A 12,258-nucleotide genomic window follows, 5' to 3' on the forward strand; every position below is an offset into this window, starting at 1 on the left:
GCCCTACTTAACAGAATGTTTTTCATGACCTCAAAAATCGAGAGAATTTATTTCCCCACCGGCACTATTAATAAAGGACTTACCCCTGCCGGAATTTTCATGGCTGAGGAAACCGAATTGTCATCAAAAGCTCCCACAGTCCCGACCCTCAGGCCCAACGCTTCTGCCTGAAGATAGAGATTCTGGTTCGAAGCGCCCGATTCCATGAAGACGTACTGAATTCCTCTGTTCCCATATTTGGCGGTGGTTTTGGCAAACGCGGCGCCAATAACCACTACAGCAGGAGCTGCAGCAAGCCACATTTGTGATAACGCGGCCTGAGCAAGGGCTGCCCTGGAATCCGATTCGGAAATTTGAAGTAGAGAATTATTAAACGAGTTGTACTGAAACACACCGGCCGGTAATCCTTTTACCGTTTGATTCCCTGTAAGCAGGAATATTTCTAAAGGATAGATTCCGCCTGCCGACGGCACGGTTTTGGCGGTAGCTCCACTCATAGCGTCTACAGGCAGGACACCATTCGCCGCCCATAGCAATTGAGAAATCTGCTCCAGTGTCAACGGCTCTTTAGAGTAATGCCTGACTGATTTTTTCTTCAACATTCCCGCTTCCACAGACATTTTTCCTGTCAAACCGGGTTTGGGAAGCTTAAACTCCTGCGCTCCAAACACGCGTTCCTGGAACAACTGGCCCAACACCAGAGCGATTACGCAAAACATCAAGGATTTTATCGACTTCATGGGTTTGTCTTTCTCCGTTTATATACTCCAAACAATTATCCTATTGGATCTGGAAACACAACGGGCCCTGTGGTAAATTTGTTGCTTAGACATATTTTTCAGTCAGAAAAGGAATCATAAATGCAAAAAACTCTATCGATAATCAAGCCCGACGGTGTGGAGAAAAATCTGATCGGGGAAGTGGTTAGAATTTTTGAATCAGAAGGCATTCGGATAGCGGCCATGAAAATGAAAAGGCTCAGCAAGCCCGAGGCAGAAGGATTTTACTATGTTCACAGCGAGAGGCCATTCTTTCCTGAGCTGGTGGAATTCATGACCTCTGGGCCAGTGGTGATAATGGTTCTGGAGGCCGGGGACGTGATAAAACGCAACAGGGAGTTGATGGGAGCGACGGATCCTTCGGAGGCAGCGGCCGGAACAATTAGAGCCAGTTGGGCGGGTAGTAAACAGAATAATATAGTTCATGGCTCTGATTCGGAAGAAAGCGCAAACTTTGAGATCAGCTACTTCTTCAGTGGCACAGAGATATTTTGACGACCAGCTTCTCCAATATTAGGGCGGACCGTCTACCGGATCTAGCCGGGATGACTCTGGATGAGGCGGAGTCATTTTTCATTGCTTTGAATCAGGACAAGTACCGTGCCGCTCAGGTCCTGAGATGGATACATCAGGGGCTCTGCGTATCTTTTGACCCTATGACCAATCTCTCCAAGAAATTGCGGGAGCTGCTTAGCGGCGCTGCCCGCATAGAGCGCCTCAACAAGATCAAGACAATGGAATCCCAGGATGGGGTCAGAAAATTCCTCTTCGGTCTGACGGACGGCCGACAAATTGAATCCGTGTACATACCCACAGAGGATCATGACACTCTCTGTGTTTCTACTCAGGTAGGATGCGCAATGGGTTGCAAGATCTGCCGAACATCGCGGATGGGTTTCATCCGGAATCTGTCGGCTGGCGAAATTGTCGGGCAGTTACTTGAAGTCCGAAGACAGATCCCAGGCTCATCCATTACAAATGTTGTTTTTATGGGAATGGGTGAGCCCCTCGCCAATTTCGAAAATACCGTTAGGGCCATAAACATCATGGCCAACCCTAACGGACCTCACATTTCTTGGAGGAGGATTACTGTTTCGACAGCCGGCCTGGCCCCACTTATACCTGATCTCGGGAAAACGGTTCGAGTAAAGTTGGCTGTTAGTTTGAACGCGGTCAGCGATGACATTAGAAGCATGATCATGCCCTTAAACAAAAAATATCCGCTTGATCAACTCCTTGACGCGATGAAAAGATTTCCTTTACCAAAACGGGATCGGATTACCATAGAATATGTCATGATAAAGAGTCTTAATGATTCAGACGATGACGCTAGAAAATTGGTGAGGATCCTGAATCCAATCAGGACAAAGGTTAATCTCATACCGTTTAATGATGAATTGTCCGACGAGTTCAAAAGCCCTACGCCTGAAAGGGTGGCATCTTTTCAGGACATACTGATGTCAAAATCCTTGATGGCAATAATCCGTAAATCTCGCGGTCGCGACATACTTGCGGCCTGCGGCCAACTTGCTTCAGAAAGTGGAGGAGATTGTTGAATGAACATGTAGAGCGGCTGATAAACGCCTTGTCCGATCCTTCAGTTTATCCTCACCGCCCCGGATCTGTTCAGGTCATTCAAACTCATATCTCTGTTGTTTTTGTGGCCGGTCCTTATGTCTATAAGGTCAAGAAGCCTTTATCAATGGGTTTTCTGGATTTTTCCTCTCTCGAAAAGAGAAAATTCTTCTGCCATCAGGAAGTGACTTTGAACTCTCGTTTTTCAGAGAATATTTATCTTGGAGTGGCGCCAATTTTCGAATCATCAGCGGGAAGAATCAATTTAAACGAAGAAGGGTCTGAGATCGAATGCGCTGTCCTGATGAGATATATCCCCGAGCAAAAGGTGCTACGCAATGCGCTCGCTCTTGGCATGGTTAATGAGAGTACCATCGACAGGGTCTCGAACAGCATAAAGAAATTTCATTTGAAAGCGGTTGGTGGGCCCCAAATATCAATTTTTGGAGCGCCGGAAGTAATAACAAGAAACGTAAAAGAAAATTTTTATCAGACCGAGGACTTTATTGGAGAGACAATCTCCGCTCAGACTTTTGAATCGGTTAGAAGCGCTTCTCTGAAATTTCTTGAAGAAAACAGGGGATACCTCGAGCAAAGAGTTAAAGAAGGGCACATTCGAGACTGCCATGGGGACTTGCATCTGGATCATGTGATTCTTTTTGACAAAATTATGATGGTTGACTGCATAGAGTTCAATGACCGGTTCAGGTATTCGGATTCCCTTGCGGACATTGCCTTTTTGCTTATGGATCTTGATTTTTCAGGTTATCCGGCGTTTTCAAGGCGGGTCCTGTCAGGATACATGGGGGATGAGCGACAAAAAACCGCTCAGGATTTGTTGCTTTTTTACAAGTCGTATAGAGCCTATGTTCGCGGGAAGGTACAGAGCTTCGCTTCACGTGAGCCTGAAATTGAAGCAAAAATCCGATTGAAATCCGCTTCGACAGCTTCCAGTTATTTTCGGCTCGCCAGGGCTTATTTTCAACCCCCGCCCAATCCCACCTTGGTGATCATGTGCGGCCTTATGGGATCAGGTAAAAGTTTTCTGGCTTCGAGGCTCGCTGAAAGACTGGGAATCAAGGCCATCCGCTCCGATGTCACAAGAAAGCAAACCATGGGGATATCCCCCGTCGAACATCGGCTTGACAACTTCGGCGAGGGAATCTATACACGCGAGTCGTCTGACCGAATTTACCGGCTCATGCTCGAACGGGCAGGCGTCGATTTGGAGAAGAACGAGACTGTCATACTGGACGCTTCGTTCATCAAACGCTCAGATCGTATTGCTGCAAGGGATCTAGCGTTAGACCACAATGCCGATTTTCTTTTGATTTATTGTGAAACCACGGACGATGTCATTCATTCCAGGCTTATTCGTCGAATCGAGGAGACTGATGAACCTTCTGACGGTCGTTGGGATTTGTATCACAGCCAAAAAACCGAATTTGAGGAGATAAGTCCTGAAGAAGGAGCAATTACAAAATATGACCCAAGTCTGGATATCAATGAGTTTCTGGCTCCTATTACCAGACAGGTCGCGTTCGGTTGTTCATAGGGCTTTGTTTTAACAGGTATAAACTTCGCAAATAAATTGTCCGCCAGGATTCAGATGTTTCTTTTCCACTTCATGTCAAACCAGAGAAAAAATTTGTTCGAAGTGTTGAATACCAAATCGAGAAGAGTGTTTTGCCCTTGGGTTTTGGCGCTGGTCGTTTTTTTGACTTTGGTTGCTTGTGTTCCCCAGAAGTCAGAGTCGCCAGGAAAGGTCCAGAAGACTGTCGAACTCCATTATCAGTTGGGGATAAATTTTTTGAATGAGGGCAAAACTCCGCAAGCCATAAAGGAATTGTTGGCGGCTCAAATGCTGGCGCCGGGCAACGGCGACATTGAACATGCCCTGGGATTGGCTTATCAGCGAAAGGGCATGTACGATGAAGCCGTGACTCAATACAAAATAGCTCTTGAAAAGGATCCCAAGTTAACTGAAGCCAAGAACAATCTTGGTACAGCTTATTTGGCCAAGGGGATGCCGGATGACGCCATAAAGAAATTCGAAGAATGTTTGAAGGACCCTACCTATTTAACACCGGAAAAGGCCGCCTATAACCTTGGAGTAGCGTATAATCAGAAAAACGATCTCGACAAGGCCATCATTAATTATGAACGGTCCGCCCTGCTCAAAGACGACAATATCAACGCGTTGTTCAATCTCGGTTTTTGCTACGAAGAAAAAAAGGATTTCAACAGGGCTCTAGAAGATTACAAAAAGGCCCTGGCCGTTGACCCTTCATTCAAAGAAGCTTTGTATAGAATTGGGTTAATTTATCAGGAAAGAAAAGATTACCCCGCTGCAACTGAAGCGTTTCGGAAAGTCGTTGAAATTGATCCGGAATTTCTGGTTGGGCATCTGAAGTTGGGTGAGTCTCTCCTTAATGAAGGAGACAAATCAGAAGGCATAAAGAAACTTGAATTCGTAGTAAAAAATGATCCGGAAGGACAAATCGGCAATGAGGCCAGACGCATAATAGGCGAAAATTCAAAGCAAAAGCGGGAAAACAAGTAAGATTATAATTCCGAACATGTTCTGCTAAATAAAATGTTTAGCAACCAAGGAGTCGAAAATGCCCAAGATTTATAGAGCCCTGATCAGTGTGACGGACAAGAGTGGAGTGACCAAATTTGCTTCAGACCTCCACTCCTTTGGCGTGGAAATTCTCTCCACAGGGGGCACAGCCAAGACCATTGCCGCTTCTGGAATTAAAATTAAGGAAGTCTCAGAGTTCACGGGATTCCCGGAGATGCTTGACGGCAGGGTAAAAACGTTACACCCCAAGGTTCATGGCGGCATTCTGGGTATACGATCCAATCCCGATCACGCTGATGCCATGAAAAAGCATGGGATAGAGCCTATAGACATGGTGGTCGTCAACCTTTACGCGTTTGAGAAAACCATTGAGGACCCGTCTTGTTCTCTCGCCAACGCAATAGAAAATATTGATATCGGAGGCCCGACACTATTGCGAGCGGCGGCGAAGAATTACCCTTTCGTTACGGTTATTACGGACCCGGATGATTATGTCAGAGTAATAGACGAGATGAAAGCCATGGGAGGCTCAGTTTCGGAAGCGACCAATTTCAGGCTGGCCAAGAAGGTTTTCAGACTCACCAATCAATATGACGGGGCTATTGCCACATATCTTGAATCAATAAAGCCTTCATGACCGTTTCGCAGGCTGGTTTTTGTTTCACGTCGATGAGTAATGCGCTGGAGATCTAGATAAAAGGTGAAATACTCTATGGTTGATGTTCAGGTTGGAATACTTATGGGAAGCGACTCAGACCTTCCCAAAATGAAGAAGGCGGCTGAGGTCCTGGATTTATTCGAAGTTCGCTATTTCATGACGGTAGCGTCGGCGCACCGCACACCCGAACGGGTAATCGAGATTGCACGGCGGGCTGAAACCGAAGGTTGGAAAGTTCTAATCGCTGGAGCGGGCATGGCCGCTCATTTGGCGGGATTCCTAGCTGCCCACACCGTGTTGCCGATTATAGGCGTGCCGATGGATTCGTCGTCGCTTGGTGGAATTGACGCGTTACTTTCCACTGTTCAGATGCCAGGTGGTATTCCGGTGGCATGCATGGGGATAGGCTCCAGCGGCGCAAAAAACGCGGGGTTGTTCGCTGTAGAGATACTAGCCTGCTTCGACACCGGCCTGCGCAGAAGACTTCTGGATTACAGGACTGAACAAAGGGAAATTATCGAAAAAAAAGCCCATAAGGTAGAGAATTAGTCGGAATGAATAGATCGCGGGCTGAAATTTGTCCCCTGTTGGGGTGATTTGACGCACACTTCAGCGTGGACTGATTATCCTTGAGCTGGAGCGTGCGTACAAGTATCCTTATCTAGTCGTCAAAATTGCCTTTCGCTCCCTTGTCTGTAACCAGCCTGGCGCCTTTCTCACGAATTTTTTCAGGGGTCCATTCAGCAGGATTTTCTATTCTGGACGTTTTTTGCCCAAGGTCATACGAATCCGCTTTCAGAATTTCCTCTATCGCTAGCGGCGCAGTATCCGAACCGTTGAAGACATCGGAAATAAGCAAATACACAAAGTCTTCAACCCCTTTTATCATGCGCTCCCGTTCCTCCGCCGTCAAACCCAGGAGTCTGTTTTCGAAGGGCAGGTTCAGCTTCTTGTAATCGCCACCCTTCCAGCCTTTTTCCTTTGCGAACGCCACCATTTGCTCCCACATTTTGTCAAATGGACCGGCGTCAGGTAATTTTATGAAATTGCCATCAGTGTCTTGAATAGCGTTACCATACTCATTTACCTTCAGCCCCCAAGACACCATCTGTAGAGCGGTAGCCACATTAGCCTTGGTTGTGTGTGTCTTCTGAGCTATTGCCCGTAGTCGCTCAAAGCTGTTGCCGGAGGTGCCATGTTGAGCTCCTGAGATATGATACGGCTGAAGAGCGTTATGAATACTGGCCGTGAGATCAATCTGAATACCAGCGTCTGATGCTTCGAGGCCATGAGTGGTTCCGTTATTCAACGCTATCCAGTCGGGAAAAATGTTGTTGGCGTTTAGCCCTTGTATGAGGAAAAGAGCTTCTTCAACTGTTGACAGGCCACTTTTCCCCTTTATTTCCCCAACTTCAGTTTCATAACCTGCCCATGTCGGCACAAACTTTGACAATTCTATATTTGCCAGCAGGTTGTCAACGTCAGGTAGATGTGACGCGTCAATAGCGATTGATGTTATGCCTGCGTCAAAAATGCTTGGGATTTCTGTTTTAGCCGTCGTAATATCCGTCTCACTTTTTATGCCGTAATGGTCAGCGTGTATTGCGACAGGAACCGTAATCCCCAATTCATTACAAATGGAGTCCACCAACCTTGCCATGTTCCATAGACAGACAGCGCAATAGGCGTTTGACCCACCTTCTGATTTGGCAATTTCTATTATTATGGCGGCATTGGCCTTTTGTGCGGCTCTAAGGGCTCCATAAGCGGCAAAGGAGTTGCGGACGCTGGCTGCAATCGCTATAGCTTTCCCTTTTTTTATCATCGCTCGATCGATAACTTTCCCGCTTACCAGTAGAGCTTTAGAATTGGGGAAAAGCTTCACGACGTTTGGTGGACGCCCGACGCGTAAAGCTTTTTCATAATCCACTGTCGAAACTGAGTTGGCTGACATGACACCCTCCGTTATTGTTTGATTTTTTACATGTTGATCGGATGGTTTAGTAATTTTTTGATTTCGCGGATCTCGGAGCTTCGGTGATTTTGCTCGCGCCCCTTTCCCACTGGACTTCCGCCGGCGGATATCCCGAGGCTTTCACAATCTTCAAGTCATATTCAGTTGAGTTCTTTCGTTGGGGAGCGTCCGTAAGGTCAAGTCTGACCGCGCCGAAATGAAGAGGCTTAAACGCGCTCGAGTCGCTTAAAATGTACGGCCTACCAGCGAATTCAAACTCTATGGACTTTATCCACCAAAGAGTGCCGTTGTGCAACTCCACTTTCAGGTAGGGGCTGCCGTCTTCTTCCCTAAATCTCAGGTAACCCGTGACAAAAACCCGTTTGAGATCCGATGGACTTAAAGCTTCGTAAGGTTGGGCAACCAATGATCCACGTAGCAAAAACGTCACTACAACCATTGCTGAAATAAATACAGCCGCTATAATGATGGTAACTAGATAAACTTCATTACGTTTTATTGCTCTGATAAAACGCCGATTCATTCCAGCTCTTCCTGCGATCGCGGAACGGTAGTCATTTTCCCGGTTTCAGAATCATATACATGGGTCACCTTGCTGCCCTTGTAATACGCGCTACCCGTGAACGCCCTTTTTTCAAATCCTTTTGCCTTAATACTTAACACAACACCGGCCGGCGCTACCACTTGCGTTTTTATTCCATTCGGAGTGGTTAGCGTAGAATCAGCCCCGTTCCCTGAGATTCTTGCGTCAAAATACCGATGTTCGCTAGCAAAAAAATCTTCTTGCGCTTTGGCGGCCAGCATAAGGGTCTTCGCGGCCAACTCGCTCATGCGCCGTTCTCTGTAAGAGTCTATCTCGAGAAAGTAAATTACCGCTAATACACTTATGATCAAGATGACCGTAGTCATTTCCAAAATGGTAAAACCGGCGTTTCCTTTTTCGAGTTTCATTGTTTGCCTGCTCCGTTGATGTCAATCCGCAATACGCCTACTCGGCTTTCATGGTGTCGAAAATTATTCCACGAATTGATTCGTGTCAAGTTATTCATATCATAAAATTAAATTGTTATAATACCATCGTAGACACTACACGCGGCTCCAGTCATAACAACTGAATTATTACCGCCTTTCCATACAATACTTAGCATACCCCCCAGCAGTTTTATGGAAACCTCATTGTCCGTAAGTCCTTTGACGATTGTAAATACCGCTGACGCGCAAGCGCCGGTCCCACATGCCATGGTTTCTCCACTGCCTCTTTCCCAGACTCGCATCAACGCTGTTTTTCTATCAAGAACTTGTACAAATTCAACGTTAGTTTTAGCAGGGAATATTGGATGATTTTCAATCACTTTGCCATAATTTCTGGGAGCGTCCGCCAGGTCGGCGCCATCATACAGGATTACGCAATGAGGGTTTCCCATGGATATGAATGAACAGGGAAACGTTCTGCCTTCTATTTTTAGCGCGTAATCCAGAATAGGCCAAGATTTCGCCTCTATATCTACAGGAATTTTCGCTGGATCAAAAATGGGCGCTCCCATGTCAACACGTACACTGCCAACTTGCCCATTTCCATCGGCAATCAGATCCACGATTTTTATTCCTGCCCTGGTTTCTATGCTAAGGCTGGTTTTGTCCGTAAGTCCTCTATCGAAAACATATTTCGCAAGACACCGAATGCCATTGCCGCACATCTCTGCGACAGAGCCATCGGCATTCATATAATCCATGAAAAAGTCAGCGTGTTCCGAAGGGCGGGCTACAATTAGACCGTCAGCCCCCACGCCCTCTCGTCGATTGCAGATATGGGCCACATTGGCCGCAGAGAGAGAAACAGCGTTTTTCATATCGTCGAAAACTACAAAATCGTTTTTGGCCCCATGCATTTTTTGAAATTCTATTTTCATATCGATACCTTCTAAACAATGGATCGCAAACGACATGGAAAAGATATATCATAACTAAAATATATTCAGAGATACCCAATGAAATATTTAAGCTCCATTCTTACGATAATTCTGATCTGGCTGTTAATTGATGAGTTCTTTCTTAAACAGAATGAGATAGGGGAAAAATATTCAATAGTGGATAGATGGAAAGAGTTGGGGAAAAGGATTCACTCGGTGATAGGGACACTGGCCGTGGCCATTGTAATAATTTACTCAATAAGAATTATTGTTTATGTTTTCTTCTAGTCGGGTTCAAGGCGCAGGAGATTTAACTCCTGCGCATGTAATTGGGGGTTAAATCATTTCTATGGCGCACGCCATGGAGACACCACCGCCACCACAAAGGGTAGCCATGCCCAGATTTTTGTTTTGCTTTTTCATCCCGTAAATAAGGGTAACTATCAGTCTGGAGCCCGTGCTGCCTACCGGATGTCCGAGACCGATACCTGAACCATTCACATTTGTAATATCCCGGTTAAGCTTCAGTTCTTTCTCACAGCCAAGATATTGCGCTGCGAAGGCTTCGTTAAGCTCGATCAACTCGAAATCACTGAGCTTCATACCCGATCGCTTCAACAGGTTTTGAACCGCCGGCACCGGGCTCAATCCCATTATTGTAGGGTCACATGCGCCCATTCCAACAGCTTTGATCTTCGCCAAAGGCTTCAACCCCAGAGACGCCGCTTTTTCTGAGGACATAATGACCAGCGCTGAGGCGCCATCATTAATTCCACTTGAATTTCCCGCTGTAACGGTACCGGTTTTCGGAATGAAAGCGGGTGAGAGCCTGGCAAGCGCTTCCATAGTTAGGCCAGGTCTGAAGTGTTCATCTTTGTCGAAGATCTTGGGTTCTCCTCTTCTTTGAGGAACGCTCAGAGGAATTATTTCTTCAGCGAATGAGCCATCTTTGGTAGCCCGCTCAACATTATTGTGACTTCTAAGAGCTATTTCATCCTGTTCCTGGCGTGATATACCAAGCTTTAAGGCGACAAACTCTGCCGTATGTCCCATTATGTAGGGTTTGCCTCTGAAAAATTCTACAGGCCCATCCTGAGGATAAGGAAGTATGTGCGAACCGCAATGGAGACCCGTCGTCATAGCGTCTGTTATAACATCGTTCCCCATTCTGACGCCCCACCTGGCTTTCTCCACAGTGTAGGCTACCCCGGACATGTGCTCTACACCACCCGCTAGAATAGTGTCGGCTTCGCCGGCTTTTATCATGGCGGCTCCTGATAGTACAGCCTCCATGCCTGAGATACAAACCCTGTTTATGGTCACAGCGGGCACTGAGCTAGGAATACCCGCTAGGAGCGCCCCAATACGCGTAACATTCATGGCGTCCGTCGGATTGAGGCAACAACCAAAACGTACATCCTCTATCGTATTAGCGTCGATCCCGGCTCTTTCAATGGCGGCTCTCATTGGAGCGGCCATAATACTTGAGCCGTGCATATCGCGTAACGTACCGCCAAATGTCCCTATGGCGGTCCTGCAACCGGAAACTACTACTACTTCTTTCATGGAATATCTCCTGATTAAGCCCACAATTTATCTAATAAACAAAACCCTAAATTGACTCATGTGTCAAACAACTTTTCCGCTCTCTGCGCCGCTTCATAAGGAATACTGTCCGGATTTTAATCAACGCGCCCTGATGAAAATGTTTCTTGGTCTGAGTGAGGCGACAGCCGGGGATTTAATAAGCCTAAAATAGCTGCTCCGACACCAACCATCGGAGCAACAACAAGTTAATATGATCCGGCCAAAGGAGTTTGGAATCAACTAGGATTCGGGCAAGGCGCCTTTGCTTGATTTGAAAAAACAGAATATTCCAGTGATGACTAGGGCTGATTTAGATCAGCGCTCCTTACAAACCAGGCTCATTTGATTATTGCAGCGTCATCTACCGTCATTTTCTTTTCAAAATCTTCCCAGAACTCGTTTTCAGACTTTCTCCAGTCTGACCCAAATTTCCTGTTAAATAGATGTCCTACCTGATCCAACGCTTTCTTCCACGCTGAGTGGTAATTCAGTTTCAGGACGTCTTCAAGGAATGGGACTAGAGAACCGAGTTTTTCTTTTGGTAAATATGCGCGCGCTCCAAGCTCGATCGATTTTTTTAAAGCTTCAGGAGTAAACGCATGAGCGGTCAACATGACAGTTGGAAATCCGGCGTTGTCAGCAATCTGAAGAAGATCAAACCCTCTGACTCCCATGATGTCCAAAATTACTAGGTCGTATGTGTAAGAAACCAAATATTGTTGAGCCTTTTCAAAGGTTGTGGCTCGATGTAAGGTTACATTCGCTGACTCGGAGAGTTCCTCTTCAATGATGTCAAGGACATCCTCTTCGTCATCAACGGCAAGAATCAGTTTTTCTTGAAGGATTTCAGAACCGGCCATTTTGGTAGTCCCCTTTTTCCGGGATAATATTTGTAGTAAATCCCTGAGTTTTGTAATCTTTCAAAGAGATTCCGCTTGATTTTACCTAGTAGTTAGCTTTGACACAGAATAACGTCTTAACCGCAAGATTGGACTGCTGCAATTTGCAGCTCTCCAATTTTTCTTTCTGCTATGCTTACTCATACAAGGCTTTTCAGTCAACTTTTTTACGAATGTCCAGTTTCGAAAGTCGTTTTTAGGTTACTAAAAAGTCGGCTGTGGGAGGCTTTGAAGATTCCTTTTTCATGATGTTTTGACAATTACGATTTTGATATTTGGATTCATTCACTA

General features: G+C 46.1%; 14 protein-coding genes. 7 read left to right on the forward strand and 7 right to left on the reverse strand.

Annotated features, from left to right (window positions below):
* Positions 1-47 precede the first annotated feature (47 nt).
* Entirely contained in the window at positions 48-740 is a 693-nt protein-coding gene (locus tag WC647_08455; GenBank protein ID MFA6222333.1) for a SagB/ThcOx family dehydrogenase, read from the reverse strand.
* Positions 741-860: 120 nt separating this feature from the next.
* On the opposite strand from WC647_08455, the gene ndk reads away from it, so the two are divergent.
* The 6 genes from ndk (at position 861) to purE (ending at position 6,145) form a co-directional block, all read left to right on the forward strand.
* Entirely contained in the window at positions 861-1,274 is a 414-nt protein-coding gene (gene ndk / locus WC647_08460) for a nucleoside-diphosphate kinase (protein ID MFA6222334.1), read from the forward strand.
* Positions 1,271-2,335, forward strand: a complete 1,065-nt coding sequence (gene rlmN / locus WC647_08465) for a 23S rRNA (adenine(2503)-C(2))-methyltransferase RlmN (GenBank protein MFA6222335.1) — start codon at positions 1,271-1,273, stop codon at positions 2,333-2,335. The genes ndk and rlmN overlap by 4 nt, the downstream gene beginning before the upstream one ends.
* Positions 2,332-3,909: an AAA family ATPase gene (locus tag WC647_08470; GenBank protein MFA6222336.1), complete on the forward strand. Its 1,578-nt coding sequence runs from the start codon at positions 2,332-2,334 to the stop codon at positions 3,907-3,909. The genes rlmN and WC647_08470 overlap by 4 nt, the downstream gene beginning before the upstream one ends.
* 102 nt (positions 3,910-4,011) lie before the next feature.
* Entirely contained in the window at positions 4,012-4,917 is a 906-nt protein-coding gene (locus WC647_08475) for a tetratricopeptide repeat protein (protein ID MFA6222337.1), read from the forward strand.
* Positions 4,918-4,975: 58 nt separating this feature from the next.
* Positions 4,976-5,575, forward strand: coding sequence for an IMP cyclohydrolase (locus WC647_08480; GenBank protein MFA6222338.1), 600 nt, complete (start codon positions 4,976-4,978; stop codon positions 5,573-5,575).
* Between the two features lie 63 nt (positions 5,576-5,638).
* Complete coding sequence (gene purE, locus WC647_08485) at positions 5,639-6,145, forward strand: 5-(carboxyamino)imidazole ribonucleotide mutase (protein MFA6222339.1); 507 nt, start codon at positions 5,639-5,641, stop codon at positions 6,143-6,145.
* A 112-nt stretch (positions 6,146-6,257) separates the two neighbouring features.
* Here purE and WC647_08490 read toward each other — a convergent pair whose 3' ends face one another.
* From WC647_08490 to dapF, 4 genes are all read right to left on the reverse strand, one after another.
* Positions 6,258-7,550, reverse strand: coding sequence for a class II fructose-bisphosphate aldolase (locus WC647_08490; GenBank protein ID MFA6222340.1), 1,293 nt, complete (start codon positions 7,548-7,550; stop codon positions 6,258-6,260).
* Between the two features lie 46 nt (positions 7,551-7,596).
* On the reverse strand, positions 7,597-8,094 hold the full coding sequence (locus WC647_08495) for a hypothetical protein (GenBank protein ID MFA6222341.1): 498 nt from the start codon (positions 8,092-8,094) through the stop codon (positions 7,597-7,599).
* The gene (locus WC647_08500; GenBank protein ID MFA6222342.1) at positions 8,091-8,522 is read right to left on the reverse strand and encodes a prepilin-type N-terminal cleavage/methylation domain-containing protein; all 432 of its coding nucleotides are present in this window, start codon (positions 8,520-8,522) and stop codon (positions 8,091-8,093) included. Before WC647_08500 ends, WC647_08495 begins: the two co-directional genes overlap by 4 nt.
* A 107-nt stretch (positions 8,523-8,629) precedes the next feature.
* Positions 8,630-9,481 carry a diaminopimelate epimerase gene (dapF, locus tag WC647_08505; protein MFA6222343.1) on the reverse strand — a complete coding sequence of 284 codons (852 nt, stop codon included), beginning with the start codon at positions 9,479-9,481 and terminating at the stop codon, positions 8,630-8,632.
* Between the two features lie 78 nt (positions 9,482-9,559).
* On the opposite strand from dapF, the gene WC647_08510 reads away from it, so the two are divergent.
* Entirely contained in the window at positions 9,560-9,769 is a 210-nt protein-coding gene (locus tag WC647_08510) for a hypothetical protein (GenBank protein MFA6222344.1), read from the forward strand.
* 48 nt (positions 9,770-9,817) lie between these two features.
* On the opposite strand, the gene WC647_08515 is transcribed toward WC647_08510, so the two are convergent.
* Positions 9,818-11,047: an acetyl-CoA C-acyltransferase gene (locus WC647_08515; GenBank protein ID MFA6222345.1), complete on the reverse strand. Its 1,230-nt coding sequence runs from the start codon at positions 11,045-11,047 to the stop codon at positions 9,818-9,820.
* A gap of 359 nt (positions 11,048-11,406) precedes the next feature.
* A complete protein-coding gene (locus WC647_08520) occupies positions 11,407-11,928 on the reverse strand; it encodes a response regulator (protein ID MFA6222346.1) in 522 nt (173 codons plus the stop codon).
* Between the last annotated feature and the right edge of the window lie 330 nt (positions 11,929-12,258).

The organism is Desulfomonilaceae bacterium (genome assembly GCA_041662605.1).
Classification (GTDB): domain Bacteria; phylum Desulfobacterota; class Desulfomonilia; order Desulfomonilales; family Desulfomonilaceae; genus CAJBEZ01.

Bases quoted from the DNA above. Each gene is read 5' to 3' on its own strand.
- dapF (MFA6222343.1), bottom strand. From the start codon at position 9,481: ATGAAAATAGAATTTCAAAAAATGCATGGGGCCAAAAACGATTTTGTA.
- WC647_08510 (MFA6222344.1), top strand. From the start codon at position 9,560: ATGAAATATTTAAGCTCCATTCTTACGATAATTCTGATCTGGCTGTTA.
- WC647_08500 (MFA6222342.1), bottom strand. From the start codon at position 8,522: ATGAAACTCGAAAAAGGAAACGCCGGTTTTACCATTTTGGAAATGACT.
- WC647_08480 (MFA6222338.1), top strand. From the start codon at position 4,976: ATGCCCAAGATTTATAGAGCCCTGATCAGTGTGACGGACAAGAGTGGA.
- WC647_08520 (MFA6222346.1), bottom strand. From the start codon at position 11,928: ATGGCCGGTTCTGAAATCCTTCAAGAAAAACTGATTCTTGCCGTTGAT.
- WC647_08495 (MFA6222341.1), bottom strand. From the start codon at position 8,094: ATGAATCGGCGTTTTATCAGAGCAATAAAACGTAATGAAGTTTATCTA.
- WC647_08490 (MFA6222340.1), bottom strand. From the start codon at position 7,550: ATGTCAGCCAACTCAGTTTCGACAGTGGATTATGAAAAAGCTTTACGC.
- WC647_08455 (MFA6222333.1), bottom strand. From the start codon at position 740: ATGAAGTCGATAAAATCCTTGATGTTTTGCGTAATCGCTCTGGTGTTG.
- ndk (MFA6222334.1), top strand. From the start codon at position 861: ATGCAAAAAACTCTATCGATAATCAAGCCCGACGGTGTGGAGAAAAAT.
- WC647_08515 (MFA6222345.1), bottom strand. From the start codon at position 11,047: ATGAAAGAAGTAGTAGTAGTTTCCGGTTGCAGGACCGCCATAGGGACA.